At 60.6% G+C, this 17,879-nt stretch carries 16 protein-coding genes; 14 read left to right on the forward strand and 2 right to left on the reverse strand.

Annotated elements, in window-relative coordinates:
• Positions 1-214: 214 nt before the first annotated feature.
• Together QMX88_RS08775 and rarD are read left to right on the forward strand one after the other, a co-directional pair.
• Positions 215-1,189, forward strand: coding sequence for a serine/threonine protein kinase (locus QMX88_RS08775; protein ID WP_192173144.1), 975 nt, complete (start codon positions 215-217; stop codon positions 1,187-1,189).
• A 55-nt stretch (positions 1,190-1,244) separates the two neighbouring features.
• Positions 1,245-2,138 carry an EamA family transporter RarD gene (gene rarD, locus QMX88_RS08780; RefSeq protein WP_282368289.1) on the forward strand — a complete coding sequence of 298 codons (894 nt, stop codon included), beginning with the start codon at positions 1,245-1,247 and terminating at the stop codon, positions 2,136-2,138.
• A gap of 59 nt (positions 2,139-2,197) precedes the next feature.
• Here rarD and QMX88_RS08785 read toward each other — a convergent pair whose 3' ends face one another.
• Complete coding sequence (locus QMX88_RS08785; RefSeq protein WP_282368291.1) at positions 2,198-2,716, reverse strand: glycine cleavage system protein R; 519 nt, start codon at positions 2,714-2,716, stop codon at positions 2,198-2,200.
• A gap of 189 nt (positions 2,717-2,905) precedes the next feature.
• Here QMX88_RS08785 and QMX88_RS08790 point away from each other — a divergent pair, with 189 nt between their 5' ends.
• Positions 2,906-3,193, forward strand: a complete 288-nt coding sequence (locus tag QMX88_RS08790) for a hypothetical protein (RefSeq protein WP_282368292.1) — start codon at positions 2,906-2,908, stop codon at positions 3,191-3,193.
• Positions 3,186-5,363 (forward strand): malate synthase G, encoded by a 2,178-nt coding sequence (locus QMX88_RS08795; RefSeq protein WP_282368294.1) that lies wholly within the window; start codon positions 3,186-3,188, stop codon positions 5,361-5,363. Before QMX88_RS08790 ends, QMX88_RS08795 begins: the two co-directional genes overlap by 8 nt.
• Before the next feature lie 97 nt (positions 5,364-5,460).
• Here QMX88_RS08795 and QMX88_RS08800 read toward each other — a convergent pair whose 3' ends face one another.
• Complete coding sequence (locus QMX88_RS08800; protein ID WP_163022123.1) at positions 5,461-5,907, reverse strand: response regulator; 447 nt, start codon at positions 5,905-5,907, stop codon at positions 5,461-5,463.
• 233 nt (positions 5,908-6,140) lie between these two features.
• Here QMX88_RS08800 and QMX88_RS08805 point away from each other — a divergent pair, with 233 nt between their 5' ends.
• The 10 genes from QMX88_RS08805 to QMX88_RS08850 all read left to right on the forward strand — a co-directional run bounded on the left by QMX88_RS08805 (position 6,141) and on the right by QMX88_RS08850 (position 17,800).
• On the forward strand, positions 6,141-8,075 hold the full coding sequence (locus QMX88_RS08805; protein ID WP_282368299.1) for a putative nucleotidyltransferase substrate binding domain-containing protein: 1,935 nt from the start codon (positions 6,141-6,143) through the stop codon (positions 8,073-8,075).
• A 10-nt stretch (positions 8,076-8,085) separates the two neighbouring features.
• Positions 8,086-8,805, forward strand: a complete 720-nt coding sequence (locus tag QMX88_RS08810; protein ID WP_282368301.1) for a 3'-5' exonuclease — start codon at positions 8,086-8,088, stop codon at positions 8,803-8,805.
• A gap of 159 nt (positions 8,806-8,964) precedes the next feature.
• Complete coding sequence (locus QMX88_RS08815; RefSeq protein ID WP_282368303.1) at positions 8,965-9,483, forward strand: RNA polymerase sigma factor; 519 nt, start codon at positions 8,965-8,967, stop codon at positions 9,481-9,483.
• Positions 9,480-10,472 carry a FecR family protein gene (locus QMX88_RS08820; RefSeq protein ID WP_282368305.1) on the forward strand — a complete coding sequence of 331 codons (993 nt, stop codon included), beginning with the start codon at positions 9,480-9,482 and terminating at the stop codon, positions 10,470-10,472. Before QMX88_RS08815 ends, QMX88_RS08820 begins: the two co-directional genes overlap by 4 nt.
• A 312-nt stretch (positions 10,473-10,784) precedes the next feature.
• A complete protein-coding gene (locus QMX88_RS08825) occupies positions 10,785-13,220 on the forward strand; it encodes a TonB-dependent siderophore receptor (RefSeq protein ID WP_282368307.1) in 2,436 nt (811 codons plus the stop codon).
• An 81-nt stretch (positions 13,221-13,301) separates the two neighbouring features.
• A complete protein-coding gene (locus tag QMX88_RS08830; RefSeq protein ID WP_192173154.1) occupies positions 13,302-14,441 on the forward strand; it encodes a PepSY-associated TM helix domain-containing protein in 1,140 nt (379 codons plus the stop codon).
• A complete protein-coding gene (locus QMX88_RS08835) occupies positions 14,438-14,629 on the forward strand; it encodes a hypothetical protein (protein WP_074886829.1) in 192 nt (63 codons plus the stop codon). The genes QMX88_RS08830 and QMX88_RS08835 overlap by 4 nt, the downstream gene beginning before the upstream one ends.
• A gap of 281 nt (positions 14,630-14,910) precedes the next feature.
• Positions 14,911-15,399 (forward strand): Hcp family type VI secretion system effector, encoded by a 489-nt coding sequence (locus tag QMX88_RS08840; RefSeq protein ID WP_282368310.1) that lies wholly within the window; start codon positions 14,911-14,913, stop codon positions 15,397-15,399.
• 14 nt (positions 15,400-15,413) lie between these two features.
• Entirely contained in the window at positions 15,414-15,899 is a 486-nt protein-coding gene (locus QMX88_RS08845) for a hypothetical protein (protein WP_282368312.1), read from the forward strand.
• 587 nt (positions 15,900-16,486) lie between these two features.
• Positions 16,487-17,800 carry an MFS transporter gene (locus QMX88_RS08850; RefSeq protein ID WP_282368314.1) on the forward strand — a complete coding sequence of 438 codons (1,314 nt, stop codon included), beginning with the start codon at positions 16,487-16,489 and terminating at the stop codon, positions 17,798-17,800.
• Positions 17,801-17,879: the final 79 nt, after the last annotated feature.

Genomic DNA, 17,879 nt, shown 5'->3' on the forward strand with positions numbered 1-17,879 from the left:
AGCAAGCTCGACTCCCACATGGACGGTGTTTGCTGCGCGACAGCGCGGCGTTTGGTCGCCGGCATATCTCCCACAAGGATCGCGGTCGTCTGCTGATGCAGCCTTCCAATCCGCATCGCACTTGCGGAAGTGAGCTTGCCACTGTGTCAGGTGTAACACGCCTGAGTTACCATGACTGGCCCGACGCGGCAGCCTGCTGCGCGCAGGAGTTAGCATGGCCCACCCGTTCGCAACACTTACACCTGACCTGGTGCTGGACGCCGTCGAGAGCATCGGCTTTGTCACCGACGCCCGTATTCTCGCGCTCAACAGTTACGAGAACCGCGTTTATCAGGTCGGCATCGATGAACAGCAGCCGCTGATTGCCAAGTTCTACCGGCCCGATCGCTGGACCAACGACGCCATTCTCGAAGAGCACAGCTTCACCGCCGAGCTCGCCGACGTCGAAATCCCGGTCGTCGCGCCCCTCGTGCACAACGGCGAGACCTTGTTCGAGCACGCCGGTTTTCGTTTCACCCTCTTCCCCCGTCGTGGCGGCCGCGCGCCAGAGCCCGGCAACCTTGATCAGCTGTACCGTCTCGGCCAGTTGCTCGGGCGCATTCACGCTGTCGGCGCCACGCGCCCGTTCCAGCACCGCGAAGCCCTCGGCGTGCAGAACTTCGGCCACAACTCGCTGAACTACCTGCTGGACAACAACGTGATTCCCCGCAGCCTGCTGCCGGCCTATGAATCCGTTGCCAAAGACCTGCTCAAGCGCGTGGAAGACGTCTACGCCGCCACGCCCCATCAGAACATCCGCATGCACGGCGATTGCCACCCCGGCAACATGATGACCCGCGACGACATCTTCCACATCGTCGACCTCGACGACTGCCGCATGGGCCCGGCGGTGCAGGATGTCTGGATGATGCTCGCAGGTGATCGTCAGGATTGTCTGAGTCAGTTGTCGGAATTGATGGACGGCTACAACGAGTTTCACGACTTCGATCCCCGTGAACTGGCGCTCATCGAACCCCTGCGCGCACTGCGCCTGCTGCATTACAGCGCCTGGCTGGCGCGTCGCTGGGACGATCCAGCGTTCCCCCACAGCTTTTCCTGGTTCGGCACCGAACGCTATTGGGGCGACCAGGTGCTGGCCCTGCGCGAGCAATTGTCCGCGCTGAACGAGGAACCGCTGAAGCTGTTCTGAAAACGCTGAACACCCTGCAGGACACCACAACAAGAAACTTGCCGAAGGACCACTCATGCAAGCTGCCAACCCGCGTCGCGGGTACATTCTGGGCCTGAGCGCCTACATCATCTGGGGACTGTTTCCGATCTACTTCAAGGTGCTTGCCAGCGTTCCCTCGCTGGAAATCATCGTCAATCGGGCGATCTGGTCGGCCATCTTCGGCTCGCTTCTGCTGCTGGTCTGGAAGCATCCCGGCTGGTGGCAAGCGCTGCGGGATAATCCCAAACGCCTCGCCATTCTCGCCTGCAGCGGTACGCTGATCGCCGCCAACTGGCTGATCTACGTCTGGGCCGTGAACAACAACCACATGGTCGAAGCCAGCCTGGGTTACTTCATCAACCCGCTGATCAACGTGATGCTCGGCATGGTGCTGCTGCGTGAAAGACTGCGCCCCTTACAATGGGTGGCAGTGATGCTGGCGTTGATCGGTGTGCTTCAGCAGGTCTGGCAAGTGGGCAGCCTGCCGTGGGTATCGCTCGCGCTGGCGTTCACCTTCGGCTTCTACGGCCTGATTCGCAAAAAAGCGCCGGTGGCGGCGTTGCCCGGGCTGGTGGTGGAGACCTGGATTCTGGTGCCGCTGGCCGTGGGCTGGTTGATTTTCAACCCGCTGGCCCACAGCGCTCAGCCGGCGTTCTGGACCACATCGCAAGCGCTATGGCTTGCGGCGGCGGGTCCGGTGACCCTCGTGCCGCTGGTGTGTTTCAACGCCGCAGCCAGGCATTTGCCCTACGCGACGCTGGGCTTTTTGCAGTACATCGCACCGACCCTCGTGCTGACTTTGGCGGTTGTGCTGTACGACGAACACATGCCCTCGGCCACCTTGGTGACCTTCGCCTTCATCTGGGCCGGGTTGATCATTTACAGCGTCGACGCCTGGCGCTCGCTACGCAAACGCGCCCAGGCCTGAGCAGGCAAGAGGAATCGCTGCAGGCCCGCCAAAACCGGAGCCTGCAGCGGTGACACCAATTACTCGTCCGTGGGCAGATGTAATTCCACCATCAGGTCATCCGCCAGGGTTTCCAGCCGCTGCTGCAGCACATCCAGTGAAAGATCCATCGGCAATCCCAACTCGACATGGGCGCGAAACAGCGTTTCGCTGCTCATGGGTGCTGGCTCGACGCTGGTCACCAGATGCTCCAGGTTGACGCCTTGCTCGGTCAGCACGCGAGTGACGTCGCGCACGATCCCGGATCGATCATTGCCCACCAGATCCATGGTGATGGGCCTCCACTCCGGCAAGGATTCCGGAAGGACTTCGGCGAACAGGACGCGGATGCCTTTTGCCGAGAGCCCTTCCAGCGCGCTGCGCAGGGGCGGATGCGCGTCGACCGGCGCGCTGACCCGCAGGATCCCGGCGAACTGCCCGGCCATGTGTGACATACGGCTTTCCAGCCAATTGCCACCGTGATCGGCAATGCATGCCGCGAGCTGCTCGACCACGCCTGGCTTGTCTGGCGCAGACACCGTGACGATAAGATGATCCACAAACGACTCCTTTATCCGCAGCGAGTGAGGCCTGTTTAATACCACGCCCCATGGGTTGTGGGGGAGTATAGGCATGTCTGCCCGGCGCGCAGTGGCGTGACCACCTCAGGAATTTTGTGTACGATCCTGATAATTACCTGGAACAATCTGCACGTTCTTTGAGAACATCCGACACCGCCGCGTGACCGAATGCCCAAGTCCGGTCGCTCGGTGCACATTCAGTCTGATTTTCATGCCGCAACTCATCATGTAGTATCGCTTCGCGTTCACTACATAGATGTCGAATCCAGGCCTGATCCGATGTTCCTGCAAGGCCAAAACCTGTTTCAGTGCTTTACCTCAGGTGCCCGCCGCCCCGCCCAGCCGCCCGCAACGGCATGTTCTGGAAGGGCACGCAGCGACGTCGACGGCTTTAACAAGAAAGCGCTCATGATTGAAGCGCAGATAGCTGAGCAGAGTGAGGCAAGCAATGACTGAACACGTTCAAGTCGGTGGCCTGCGGGTCGCCAACGTCCTGCTGGATTTTGTGAACAACGAAGCCATTCCCGGAACCGGCCTCGACGCCGCTGCATTCTGGGCCGGTGCCGATGCGCTCATCCACGAGCTGGCACCTAAGAACAAAGCCCTGCTCGCTAAACGAGACGAATTCCAGGCGCTTATCGACGCCTGGCATCAGTCCAATGCCGGCAACGCCCACGATGCAGCCGCCTACAAGGCGTTCCTGCTGGAAATCGGCTATCTGCTGCCAGAAGCGGCGGACTTCCAGATCACCACGCAAAACGTCGACGAAGAAATCGCCCGCATGGCCGGCCCGCAGTTGGTGGTGCCGGTAATGAACGCGCGCTTCGCGCTCAATGCATCGAATGCCCGCTGGGGCTCGCTGTATGACGCGCTGTACGGTACCGACGCCATCAGCGAAGCCGGGGGCGCGGAAAAGGGCAAAACCTACAACCGGGTCCGCGGCGACAAAGTCATCGCCTTCGCCCGAGCGTTCCTGGACGAAGCGGCTCCTCTGGCGGCGGGCTCCCACGTCGACTCCACCGGCTACAAGCTGGTCGATGGCATGTTGATCGTCAGCCTCAAGGGCGGCAGCAACACCGGCCTGCACGATGATGCCCAACTGATCGGCTTCCAGGGCGACGCGTCGGCGCCGACCGCGCTGCTGTTCAAGCATAACGGCCTGCACTTCGAACTCCAGATCGACGCGACGAGCCCCGTCGGCCAGACCGACCCGGCCGGTGTCAAAGACGTACTGATGGAAGCGGCGCTGACCACCATCATGGATTGCGAAGACTCCATCGCGGCCGTGGACGCTGACGACAAGGTCGTGGTGTACCGCAACTGGCTGGGGCTGATGAAGGGCGATCTGTCCGAAGAAGTCTCCAAAGGCGGCACCCGTTTTACCCGCACGATGAACGCCGACCGCGTCTACACCTCGCCCACCGGCGAACCCGTCACGCTGCATGGCCGCTCGCTGTTGTTCGTGCGCAACGTCGGCCACCTGATGACCATTGATGCGATCCTCGACAATCAGGGCAACGAAGTGCCGGAGGGCATTCTCGACGGCCTGCTGACCAGCCTCGCGGCCATCCACAACCTCAAGGGCAATACCTCTCGCGCCAACAGCCGCACGGGCTCGATGTACATCGTCAAACCGAAGATGCACGGCCCTGAGGAAGTGGCGTTCACCAACGAACTGTTCGGGCGCATCGAAGCGGTGCTGAACCTGCCGCGCAATACGCTCAAAGTCGGGATCATGGACGAAGAGCGCCGCACCACAATCAACCTCAAGGCCTGCATTCAGGCGGCGAGCGAGCGTGTGGTGTTCATCAACACGGGTTTCCTGGACCGCACCGGCGACGAGATTCACACGTCCATGGAAGCAGGGCCTGTTGTACGCAAGGCACAGATGAAAGCGGAAAAGTGGATCGGCGCGTACGAAAATTCCAACGTCGATATCGGCTTGAAATGCGGTCTGCAAGGGCGCGCGCAGATCGGCAAAGGGATGTGGGCGATGCCTGACTTGATGGCGGCGATGCTCGAACAGAAAATCGCCCATCCACTGGCCGGCGCCAACACCGCGTGGGTGCCATCGCCCACTGCCGCTGCGCTGCACGCGTTGCACTACCACAAGGTCGATGTGTTCGCGCGTCAGGCTGAACTCGCCCAGCGCGCGCCGGCCTCGGTCGATGACATTCTGACCATCCCGCTTGCACCGAACACCGACTGGACGGCGGAAGAGATTCAGAACGAGCTGGACAACAACTCACAGGGCATCCTCGGGTATGTGGTGCGCTGGATCGATCAGGGCGTCGGCTGCTCGAAGGTGCCGGACATCAACGACATCGGCCTGATGGAGGACCGTGCCACGCTGCGGATTTCCAGCCAGCACATCGCCAACTGGCTGCGCCACGGCGTGGTCAGCGAGCAGCAGGTGATGGAAAGTCTGAAGCGCATGGCGCCGGTCGTGGACCGTCAGAACGCAGGCGATGCGCTGTATCGTCCGCTCGCGCCGGACTTCGACAGCAACATCGCGTTTCAGGCAGCGGTTGAGCTGGTGATCGAGGGCACGCGGCAGCCCAATGGCTACACCGAGCCGGTGCTGCATCGTCGCCGTCGGGAGTTCAAGGCGAAACACGGGGCGTAACCAGCACCCAAACAAAAAGGCGGTGTCCACGTAAATGGACACCGCCTTTTTTATTGCACAACTTTCATTGCTTCAACGCAGCCCGAAGGCGGCGTTATCAGGCCATTTCCAGTTCCCGCTTCACCAGTCGCAACAGCTGCTTGGTGTTGATCGGCTTGAGCAGAAAATCCACCACGCTCAGGTGCATGGCATCGATGGCGTCGCGTACGTTGGCGTCGCCGGACACGATAATGATCGGCAACTCCGCACGGTCCGATTCGCGAACCCGACGGATCAGATCCAGCCCGTCGCACGGCGCCATGCGCAGATCGGTGATCAGCAGCGCAATGGACGGCCGGGTCTGCAGCAAGTGCATGGCGCTGGTGCCGCCGGCGGCGGTGATGCAGCTGATGTCATTGAGACTGAGAATTTCGGCCAGAACTTCCCGAGCATCCTTGTCGTCATCGACGATCAACACCCGTTGTGGCGATTGGGACGCAGGCGCGAGCATCACCTCATTGAGGGCTTCGCGCTCTTCATCACTCAAAATACTGTGATCGAACATACCCGTCTCATCTTCCTGTCGACTCCAATTCTGACAGCGCAAGCGATAGATACGCTGCACATCCTGTCGGCTTCATGCCGGGCCCTTGAGCCTCGCGCTAACTGCATCGCTGCGGTATTACACCTTGGTTCGATGCGATTCAACGCCTTCGCAGTCACCTAAGACTTACGTCCAATGGGCACTGCCCGATAAGCGGTCGACCATGGGGTCAATAAAAACAAGCGGTATCGGTCATGAGCAAAGCGGACGCTTTTACCCAGGCAGGCAAAACAGCCGTTCTGCAGAACATCCACGGCACGATGCAGTTCCTGCAAAAATTCCCGCCCTTCAACCAGATGGAAAACGCCCACCTGGCCTACCTTGTGGAACAGTGTCACCTGCGTTTCTACGCTACAGACGAGAGCATCATCAAGCCTAGCGATGGGCCAGTAGAACATTTTTACATCGTCAAACAAGGCCGCGTAGTAGGCGAGCGCCCCCATTCGGCAAAAGGCGGCACCGAGACCACGTTCGAAATTACCACCGGCGAGTGCTTTCCCCTCGCTGCGCTGCTCGGCGAACGCGCCACGCGAACCGAGCATCTGGCGGCCGAAGACACCTTCTGCCTGCAGCTGAACAAGCAAGCCTTCATCAAGCTGTTCGGGCTCTCGAATGAGTTCCGCGACTTCGCTCTGCGCGGTGTCAGCAGCCTGCTCGATCAGGTGAATCAGCAAGTAAAGCAGAAGGCGGTGGAAACACTCGGCACGCAATACTCACTGAATACGCGACTGGGTGAACTGGCGATGCGTCACCCGGTGACCTGCTCCCCCGACACGCCGCTGCGGGAGGCCGTGCGCCAGATGGACGAGCAGCAGGTCGGCAGTATTGTCATCGTGGACGAGGCCAAGGCGCCGCTGGGGATTTTCACGCTGCGCGATCTGCGCCAGGTCGTCGCAAAAGTCGATGCCGACTTCGGCGCGCCCATCGAACGCAGCATGATTCAGGCGCCGTTTTACCTGAGCCCGGACGCCAGCGCCTTCGATGCCGCCATTGCCATGACCCAGCGGCATATCGCCCACGTCTGTCTGGTCAAGGATCAGCGCCTGTGCGGCGTGGTCTCCGAGCGCGACCTGTTCTCGCTGCAGCGCGTGGACCTGGTGCATCTGGCGCGCACCATCCGCAGCGCGCCGCGCATCGATTCGCTGGCCAACCTGCGCGGCGACATCGTTCAACTGGTGGACCGTATGCTCGCCCACGGTGCCTCGTCCACGCAGATCACTCAGATCATCACGCTGCTCAACGACCACATGGTCTGTCGCGTCATCGAACTTACGCTGGAAGACAAAGGCGATCCGGGCATTGCTTTCAGCTGGCTGTGTTTCGGCAGCGAGGGCCGCCGCGAGCAGACGCTGTACACCGATCAGGACAACGGCATTCTGTTCGAAGCCAGGGACGCCGCCGAGGCCGCCGAGATTCGCGGCCGGTTGCTACCCCTCGCCGAACGGATCAACCAAAGCCTGGCCGTGTGCGGATTCGCGCTGTGCAAGGGCGGGATCATGGCGAGCAATCCGCAGCTGTGCCTGTCGCGCATCGAGTGGGCGCGGCGCTTCGGATCGTTCATCCGCGAAGCCACGCCGGAGAACCTGCTGTCGTCTTCCATCTATTTCGATCTACGCGTGGTCTGGGGCGATGAAAGCGGCGGCGATCAATTGCGTCAGAGCATTCTTGCCCAGGTGGCAGACAACGCGTTGTTCCAGCGCATGATGGCCGACAACGCCCTGCGTCAACGGCCGCCGGTGGGCCGTTTCAAGGATTTCGTGGTCGCCCGCAAAGGCAGTGAAAAAGATACGCTGGATCTGAAAACCCAAGGCCTGACGCCATTCGTCGACGGGGCGAGATTGCTGGCGCTGGCCAACGGCGTCGAGGCCTGCAACACCCTGGAAAGGCTGCGTCAGCTGGTGGCCAAAGAGGTTATCGACCCGCTGGACGGTGCGGCGTATGAAGAGGCCTACCACTTCATTCAGCAAACCCGCATGCAACAGCATCAGCAGCAGAACCGGCAAAACCTGCCGTACTCCAATCGCATCGACCCGGATGTGCTCAATCATCTGGACCGACGCATTCTGCGTGAGTCGTTCCGTCAGGCGCAGCGGCTGCAGACCAGCCTCACCGTGCGCTACCAACTGTAAGCGACTGATCATGAATTTGTTCCGCTGGCTCAGGCCACCCAAACGCGCCGTTGCCCCTGAGCTGACGCCAGAGCAGCAACAGCGCCTGCGCGCCCTGCCCGGCCCGGGCGCGTTGGATCAGAACACGCTGCGCCAGCAACGCTGGGTGGTGGTCGATCTTGAAACAAGTGGGCTGAATCTGCAGCGGGACGAGGTGCTGTCGATCGGCGCAGTGGTCATCGAAGACGGTGCCATCGATCTGGGGCAGCAATTCGAGCGCACGCTGATGCGCAGCGATCACAAACTCAGCCCGAGCGTGTTGATTCACGGGCTGGGGCCCAGCGCGATCGCCGCAGGGAGCGAGCCGGTGGACGCACTGCTGGATTTCATGGCGTTCGTGGGCGACAGCCCGCTGCTGGCGTTCCATGCGGCGTTCGACGAGCACATGCTGGGCCGCGCATTAAAGGAAAGCCTCGGCTATCGCCTGCTGCACCCTTTTATTGATGTCGCTCACATCGCGCCTTTCGTCTGCCCGAACGCGAATTTGCGTCAGGCAGGCCTGGACGACTGGAGTCGATTCTTCGGGCTCCACGCCGAAGAGCGCCATCACGCCAGCGCCGATGCCTTGGTAACCGCCGAACTCGCGATGATCCTGTTCAGTCACGCCAAGCGACAAGGGATCGAAACCCCGGCACAGCTGGAGCAAGGCGTGGCGAAATGGCGACGGCAGCAGCAATCGCATTCGTTTTAGCGTTTCACCTCTAGATCCCGTCTCGCCTCACAAATCCAATGGTCGATTCGTACATCAACCGTTCGGCTTCTTCCTACAAGGACCAATTGCCAGCATTGGGCGGCTCTGACACAATCGCGAACAATTCTCGTTAGCCCCTTTGTTCTCCTCGGTGCGCTTGTGTCGTCACTTCAAAGTCCCCAGCAGCAGCTTGTCGGAACGCTCTATCGCGACCATCGCGGCTGGTTGCTGGGTTGGCTAAGACGCAACGTGGCCTGCCCCCATCGCGCCGAAGACCTTAGCCAGGACACGTTCATTCGCCTGCTCGGCCGCGAGCAATTGCTTGAACCCCGCGAGCCCCGAGCCTTTCTGGTCTCAATCGCGAAGGGCTTGTTGTTCGACTACTTCCGCCGGGCAGCGCTGGAACAGGCGTATCTGGACGAGCTGATGCTGATTCCAGAGGCGGAGCAGCCTTCGCTGGAGGAGCAGCAGCTGATTCTCGAAGACCTCAAATCCATCGATCGCCTCTTGGGAAAGTTGTCCAGCAAGGCGCGCGCCGCCTTTTTGTACAACCGCCTGGACGGCATGCCCCACGCGGAGATCGCCACGAAGCTCGGCGTCTCGGTGCCCCGCGTGCGTCAGTACCTGGCCCAGGGTTTGCGCCAGTGCTACATCGCGCTGTATGGCGAGCCAACATGAGCCGCCTGTCCACCCGACCTGTTTCGTCCCATGTGCTGGACGCCGCCATCGCCTGGCAACTGTGCCTGGACTGCGGCCGGGGCAGTGAGGTCGAGCGCGAAGAGTTCGCCAAGTGGTACGCCGCCAGCGACGAACATGCCCGCGCCTGGATGCAGTTGGGCATGGTCGATCAGCGTTTCGCCGGGACCACTGGCCCGGCACGTTCAGCGCTTTTGCGTTCCCGTGATGGCATGGGCTTGCGGTTGCGCAAGCTGGGCCGCGGGGTGGCAGGGGTCGCGCTGGCGCTGGGCTTGACGGTTTTTCTGGGAAATCGACTGCTGCCGGTGGATTACTGGCTGGCGGATCTGCGCACCGCCACCGGCGAGCAGCGCACCATTCGCCTGTCGGATAACACCCTGATCCGGCTCAACACTCACACCGCGCTGGACGTGCGATTCGACGCCACACAGCGACGGATCGTGCTTCAGGAAGGCGAAATCTTTGTGGAAACCGGGAGCCACAACGACACGCGTCCGTTCATCGTCGAAACCCCCGAAGGACAGATGCGCGCCCTGGGCACGCAGTTTCTGGTCAAACGGCAGACTGACGGCACGCTGTTGAGCGTGCTGCAGTCAGCCGTCGCCGCTCATCCGCAGGCTTCCAGCCACGAACTGGTGCTGCACGAAGGGCAGCAGATGTTGATTCATCGCAACAGCCTCGGTCCCATGCTCGCCCTTGCGCCCGGCACCGGCGCCTGGATGCGCGGCATGCTGGTGGTCGACAACGCCCGCCTGGGAGACGTGGTCGCGGAGCTTGCCCGTTATCGTCAGGGCCATCTCGGCGTGGCGAAGGACGTCGCCGACCTGCGCATTACCGGCAGCTTTCCGCTGACCAACACCGACCTGGCGCTCAAGGCACTGACGCCCACGCTGCCGGTGCAGATCGAGGCGCGGACGCAGTGGTGGGTGACGGTGGTCGGCAGCGACAAGAAGCCGGCGACGGCGCTGTAAATCGGCTGCCCTCTTGGATGCATGCGATCGCCAGGCCACAGAACTTGTGGGAGTGAGCTTGCTCGCGAAGAAGTCAGTACATCCGCTAAATCTTCCGTAGCTGAAACACCGTCTTCGCGAGCAAGCTCGCTCTCACATGGACCATATTTGATGCGCGAAAGCGCCGCTGTCTGGCAAAGGGTAACTTTCACCCAGGGTCATTGATCACGGCCTACTTAGCGCCTGCGCAAATTATTTTCGCCCGGCCCTATCACTTTCCAGATCTCGTTCGGCACATAGGCATTGAGAACCATTTCCATCGAGGTGCCGTTCATGTCCCGCACGCTTCAAACCCTCCTGCGACCGAGTCTGCTGGCTATCGCCGTCGCCATTGCCGCACCGATGCTCAGTGCGCCGCTGATGGCCGCTTCCCAGGCTTCCAGCGTTCGCGCCTACGATCTGCCGGCCGCGCCGTTGTCCACGACGCTGACGCAGATCGCCAGTCAGGCAGGCCTGGCCCTGTCGCTGGATCCGGCACTGGCCGCGGGCCGCACGTCGGCGCCGGTTCAGGGTCAATTCGACGCATCAGGCGCGATGGGCCAAGCGCTGCGTGGCACCGGCTTGCAGTTGAATCTGACCACGGCGGGGACCTACACGCTGGTGGCTGCGCCTGAAGGTGCGATGGCGTTACCGGCGACCAGCATTCAAGGCAGTCAGGAAAGTTTCGAAAGCGCGTGGGGGCCGGCGCAGGGATACGCCGCCAGTCGCACCGCAGCGGGCACCAAAACCGATACTGCACTGGTCGAAGCACCGCGCTCGATCTCGGTCGCGACCCGGCAGCAGATGCAGGATCGCGCGGTACAGAACATCGACGACGCCGTTCGCTACATGCCAGGCGTGGTCGCCAGCAGTTACGGCAGCGACAGCCGGGCCGAGTGGCTAAAGGTCCGCGGCTTCGAACCCACCCAGTTCCTCGACGGCCTGCCGCTGCCAAAAGGCGCCTACGTCATGCCGAAGATGGAGACGTGGGACCTGGAGCGCATCGCCCTCCTGCGTGGCCCGGCCTCTTCGGTTTACGGTCAGACCCCGCCGGGCGGCATGCTCGACATGGTCAGTCGTCGCCCTGAAGCCGAAGCCAGCCACGAAGTGCAGGTTCAGGTCGGTACTTACAACCGCAAGCAGATCAGCTTCGACAGCACCGGCAAGATCGACGATGCCGACAATTTCGAGTACCGCGTCAGCGGCGTCGTGCGTGACAGCGGCACCTCGGTGGACCACATCGATGACAAGCGTTACAACATCGCGCCGAGCCTGACCTGGAACATCGACCCGGACACCAAGCTGACTTTCCTCAGCCAGTTCAACCGCGACGATACCGGCATTACCAGCCAGTTCCTGCCGATTCAGGGCACCAAATACCCATCGGCCGTGGGGCGCGTGAAGTACCACGAAAACCTCGGTGATCCGGACTGGGAGTTCTACGACAAAACCTATTACGCGCTGGGCTATGCGTTCGAGCACCGTCTGAATGACGTGTGGCAGTTCAAGCAGAACGTCCGCTACACCAAGAGTGACCTGTCCTTTCAGGGGATCACGGCAGGCGGTTACTTCGGCTCGGTGTCCGACGATGGCACCGTTGCTCGCGGCGCCAACGTCGTGAACGAGGACATTTCCCAGTTCGCGCTGGACAACAACCTGCAAGCCGACTTCGACACCGGCGCACTCAAACACACCGTGTTGCTGGGGCTCGACTATCAGCGCCTGAATCACAACTACAAATGGCAGTACGGTAACGCGCCGACCAGCAACATCGCCAAGCCGATTTACGGGCAGGACTTCAGCAACGTCGATTACACCGCGTATCAGGATTACAACCAGAAAACCCAGGACGTCGGCGTCTACATTCAGGACCAACTGGCCCTGGATAACTGGCGTCTGACCCTGGGCGGCCGGCAGGATCTGCTCAAGACCGAATCGAAGTTCTACAACACCGATCAGTCCGACGACCGCACCGACAGCGCGTTCACCGGCAACGCCGCGCTCAGCTACGTCTTCGATTCCGGCTTCACGCCGTACATTTCCTACGCCGAGTCTTTCCAGGCCGAACAAGGCGGCGCCAATGGCGTGGCATTCCAGCCGGGGACGGGCAAGCAGTACGAAGTGGGCCTCAAATACCAGCCGCCGGGCAGCAACATCCTCTTCACTGCAGCGGCTTATGATCTGACCCGCCGCGACATCGTGCTCAGCGACACCCTCGGCGTTCAGCGCCCACTGGGTGAAGCGAAGGTGCGCGGCTTCGAGCTTGAAGCGGTAGGCGATGTCACCGACAACCTGAAAGTGACGGCGTCCTACACATACGCCAACAGCAAGATGACCAAGGTCACCGACCCGCTGGACAAGAATCGTCCGCTGCCACTGACGCCGGAAAACCAGGCGGCGATCTGGGGTGATTACACCTGGCACAACGGCGTGCTCGACGGTTTCGGCCTGGGCTTCGGCGCGCGCTACATTGGCGAGACCGACAATATTGCAATCGGCAGTTACGGTTTCGTCGCCGATTCCAACTACGGCCACAGCAACGCTTACACCGTCTACGACGCCGCCGTGCATTACGACCTTGGCCGCATGACCAACTCGCTCAAGGGTGTGAGCGTGTCGGTCAACGCCAACAACGTCTTCGACAAGGAATACATTTCCACCTGCGACGGCTTCTATTGCTACTACGGTGACCGTCGTACGGTGCTCGCGAGCGTAGACTACAAATGGTAATCGTTTAAACTCTCATTACCTGAAACAAGGGCCGCTCCCACACAGCGGCCTTTGTTGCTTTCGCTGACTCCGGATTTCCACATGAAAAGCCAAACCATCCGCCGCTGGTCTTTCATCCATACGTGGACCAGCCTGATCTGTACGGCATTCCTGCTGATGCTGGCGATCACTGGCTTGCCGCTGATCTTCAGTCACGAGATCGCTCACCTGACGGGCGACGCGCCGGAATTCAAGGAAATGCCCGCCGGCACGCCGCATCTGGACCTTGAACAACTGGTCCGCTCAGCCGAGGCCCATCGCCCCGGCGACGTGATGCAGTATTTCGGCTGGGACGACGATGACCCCAACGGCGTGTACGCCATCATGGGCAAGACTGCGGGCGGCGACCCGAACGAATCCCACAGTTTCATGCTCGACGCGCGCACCGGCGAGGCGATGGAAACGCCGAGCGCCAATGGCGGTTTCATGATGATCATGCTGCGCCTGCACGTGGACATGTACGCGGGGCTGCCGGGCAAGCTGTTGCTGGCATTCATGGGACTGCTGTTTGTCATGGCGATCGTGTCCGGCGTCGTGTTGTATGCGCCCTTCATGCGCCGGCTGGATTTCGCCACAGTGCGCCCGAATAAATCGAAGCGAGTGCGTTGGCTTGATCTGCACAACCTGATCGGCGTCGTCACGCTGACCTGGGCCGTGGTCGTCGGCCTGACTGGCGTGCTCAACGCCTGCGCCGATCTGGTGATCGCGCAATGGCGCACCGACGCGTTGATGACCATGATCGCGCCGTACAAGGACGCCCCGCCCCTGGCCGAACGCGCACCGGCGACCCGATTGATCGACATTTCCAAAGCCACTGTCCCTGGCGCCGAGCCGAGCTTCATTGCCTTTCCCGGCTCGCGCTTTTCCAGCGAGCATCACTACGCGGTCTTCATGAAAGGCGACACGCACCTGACGTCCCACCTGCTGACCCCTGTCCTGATCGACGCTCAGGACCTGCACGTCACCGCAACACTGGGACGCCCGTGGTACATGGACGCCCTACTGCTGTCGCAACCGCTGCACTTCGGCGACTACGGCGGCATGCCGATGAAAATCCTCTGGGCCGCGCTGGATGTGCTGACGATCATCGTCCTCGGCAGTGGCTTGTACCTGTGGTGGGTCCGACGTCGCGCCACAGTCGCTGCGGCCAAGAACGTCGCAGTCGAGGCAGAAGTCGCATGACCCGGCACAAGAAGCATTCGGCATTCTGGAAGACCTTCGGCACGCCCGGCTGGATCGCCCTGCTGACCGCAGTCGGCCTGTTCGCCGCGCTGCTCGGCGACGGCGCGTGGGATGTACTCGCCTGGGTGGGCATGGCCATTCCGACATGGTACAGCTGCAAAGGATTGATGGCGCGCAAGCGGGTTTGATCCGCAGAACCCCGCTTCTGCATGATTGACATCGAACCGTACCCAATGAACCGGTTTGCTTTGACGATGGCAGGGGCGCGCGCATCCGCAGTAAAACATCGCATCCTGCCTGGCCTCCCTTGGTTATAAGTCGAACAAGTCCGTAAGAAACTTCCCTCGCAACAACACTAAGCGTCCTACACGCTCCGGCTCCCACGCTGGCCTCCCCTGCGAGTCACCCTCCCGATAATCGATATTCCGCCCTGGCAGGGCATCCACACTATCCATCGGGAAGACCCACAATGGCGCTCGACGCATTTTTGAAGATTGAAGGCATTGCTGGCGAAGCACTGGATGAGCAGTGTAAAGACTGGATTGAAATCACCGGATATTCGTTCGGCACCTACCAGAGCGCGTCCGTTACAGCCAGCACGGCAGGCGGCGCGACTTCCGGGCGTACCACGCTCAGCAACCTGACGCTGACCAAGATGCTCGACAAGTCGAGCTGCAAGCTGATGGCAGCCAACTGCGCCGGAGAGCACTTCAAGGAAGTGAAGCTTTCCGTACACCGTGCAGGGGGCGACAAAATGAAGTTCTACGAAATCATTCTCGAAGAAGTGATCATTGCCGAATACAACCAACTCGCCAACGACGGCATTCCCACCGAACTCATCCAGCTCAACTACGGCCGTATCCGCTCGACCTACACCCTGCAAAACAGAAACGACGGGAGCGCGGCCGGCAGCGTAACAGGCGGATGGGACAGGATCGGCAATAAGCAATATTGCTGAGCGAGGGACATGTCATGGACTTCGAACGTACCCAACATGTCGGCCATTACGGTGTCGTGTTTACGCTTATTCACTTCACCGTGCAGCCGGACGATGCCGCATCGTTGAGAACGATCAACCTACCGGAAATAACCAAGGGTCATTTTGGGGTCATCCGGTTGATTGAAGAAACCTACGAGCGAATGCTTGCACAGGGGCGGCCTTGCCGGATGGTGCTTGCGGTGTCACAACCAGTGAGCCGTAACTCAGCAGACCTGCTTAATGATCAGAGGGCTACGATAGGAACCCTGGTTGGCTCCATCGGAGGAAAACTTGCGTCACCGTTAGGGAGCATCGCGCAAAAGATCGCTGGAACAACATCCGCCTCGGCGACCAAAAACAGATTGCCGACCTTTCATTCAGGAGACGTCATCGTCAGTATTGATGCCCAAGTGTCAGGTGGCATCGGTCCTCAACGCTCGTCAGCATCCTTGATCCTGAAAGTGAACGGCGGCCGCTGATGGGAACTGGTCTGTCCCTGGCAATTATGTGTTTTGTAATCTGGGGTACCCGTCGAATCACCGTACCAAGACTCTTTCAATGCTTGACCGGCTTGGCGCTGATAGTCTTCTACTTCAAGTACGTCATCTCATGGATTGTCGCAATGGAAGAAGTGCGAGATGCCTACTTCCTGGATTACGAAACACTGTTATTTGGCATTTTCTATCTCGGAGTAGACCTAGTGATATACAGCTGGTGGCGTGACGACGAGCCAAAGTAGCGAATCGCATTGCCCCACCCACCAACTGGCTTGTCCCACGCTCCTCCTCGCGCGGGGCAAGCACGTTCCGCCATCCTAGTCATCACATGACCTCCCGCCATTTACACATCCGGCTGGCCCGTGTTCTGCCTCCGAATCTCACGACTCCATAGGCAATCGATCACCCCAAAACCCAGCCCCGCCGGTGACAATCCAGTTACATAAAGAAATACAATGGCGATTTGCAGGTATTTCAATTGACAACAAAACGTGCGTTTGACTAAATCGAGTCATACGACGACGTATAACGATCGCCGCTAAATAAAAACAATACCCAGAGTGGACTCGATGAAAATCAAAGGCATCCGTTGGTGGATGGTCGCGCTGATAACCGGCGGGCTGATCGTCAACTATCTCGCGCGCAACACCCTCTCCGTCGCCGCTCCCACCATGATGAGCGAGCTGAACATTTCCACCGAACAGTACTCGCACGTAGTCATCGCGTGGCAGATGGGCTATGCCTTCATGCAGCCGGTTGCCGGCTACGTGATTGACGCCATCGGGACCAAAATCGGCTTCGCGGTTTTCGCCATTGCCTGGTCGGTGGCGTGCGCATCGGCGGCCATGGCCACCGGTTGGCAGAGTCTGGCGTTCCTGCGCAGCTTGCTGGGCATCACTGAAGCGGCGGGTTTTCCTGCGGCGATCAAAGCGACCACTGAATGGTTTCCGGCCAAAGAGCGCTCGGTCGCCATCGGCTGGTTCAACATCGGTTCGTCGATCGGCGCGTTGCTGGCCCCTCCCCTCGTGGTCTGGGCGATCCTGCACAGCGGCTGGCAGATCGCGTTCGTCATCGTCGGCGGGCTGGGTCTGCTGTGGAGCGCAGGCTGGCTGTTCTTCTACAAGCACCCGCGCAATCAGCGTCTGCTGGGCGATGAGGAACGCGATTACATTCTTGCCGGTCAGGAATCCCACCTGAAGGACGCGCCGACCAAGCACGCCAGCTGGAAGAAGATCGTCGGCACCCGCAATTTCTACGCAATCGCTTCGGCACGCATGCTGTCGGAGCCGGCCTGGCAGACGTTCAACGCGTGGATTCCGCTGTACCTGATGACCGAACGCCACATGAACATCAAGGAAATCGCGATGTTTGCCTGGCTGCCGTTTCTAGCCGCCGACATTGGCTGCGTGTTGGGCGGTTACCTGAGCCCGTTCTTTTACAAGCACTTCAACGTCTCGCTGCTGACGTCGCGCAAGATGGTGATGGTGTTCGGTTCGCTGTGCATGATCGGCCCTGGCTGCATCGGTCTGGTGGACAGCCCTTACGTCGCCATCGCGCTGCTGTGCGCTGGCGGTTTTGCGCACCAGACGCTGTCAGGCGCGTTGTACGCCATCACGTCGGACTCTTTCGGCAAGAACGAAGTGGGTACGGCAACCGGCCTGGGTGGCATGTTCGGGTTTCTGGGCGCGGCGCTGTTCACGCTGGTGCTCGGGATCATGGTCACCAAGGTTGGCTACAGCCCGCTGTTTGTGGCCCTGGCCGCTTTCGATCTCGTCGCCGCCACGATCATCTGGTTTGTCGCCAAGCCGCTGTTGACCGGCACACCTTCGGCGCAATCCGGAACGGCATCGGCAGACTCGGCAGACGGGGTCCCGACGGTCTGACATTCAGGTCCGGGCCGTCGCAAATCGGCCCGGCATATCATCCGGATATTGCACAGCGTCCTTGCCCTCACTAGTCTGG

The organism is Pseudomonas sp. PS02290 (genome assembly GCF_029960075.1).
Classification (GTDB): Bacteria; Pseudomonadota; Gammaproteobacteria; order Pseudomonadales; family Pseudomonadaceae; genus Aquipseudomonas.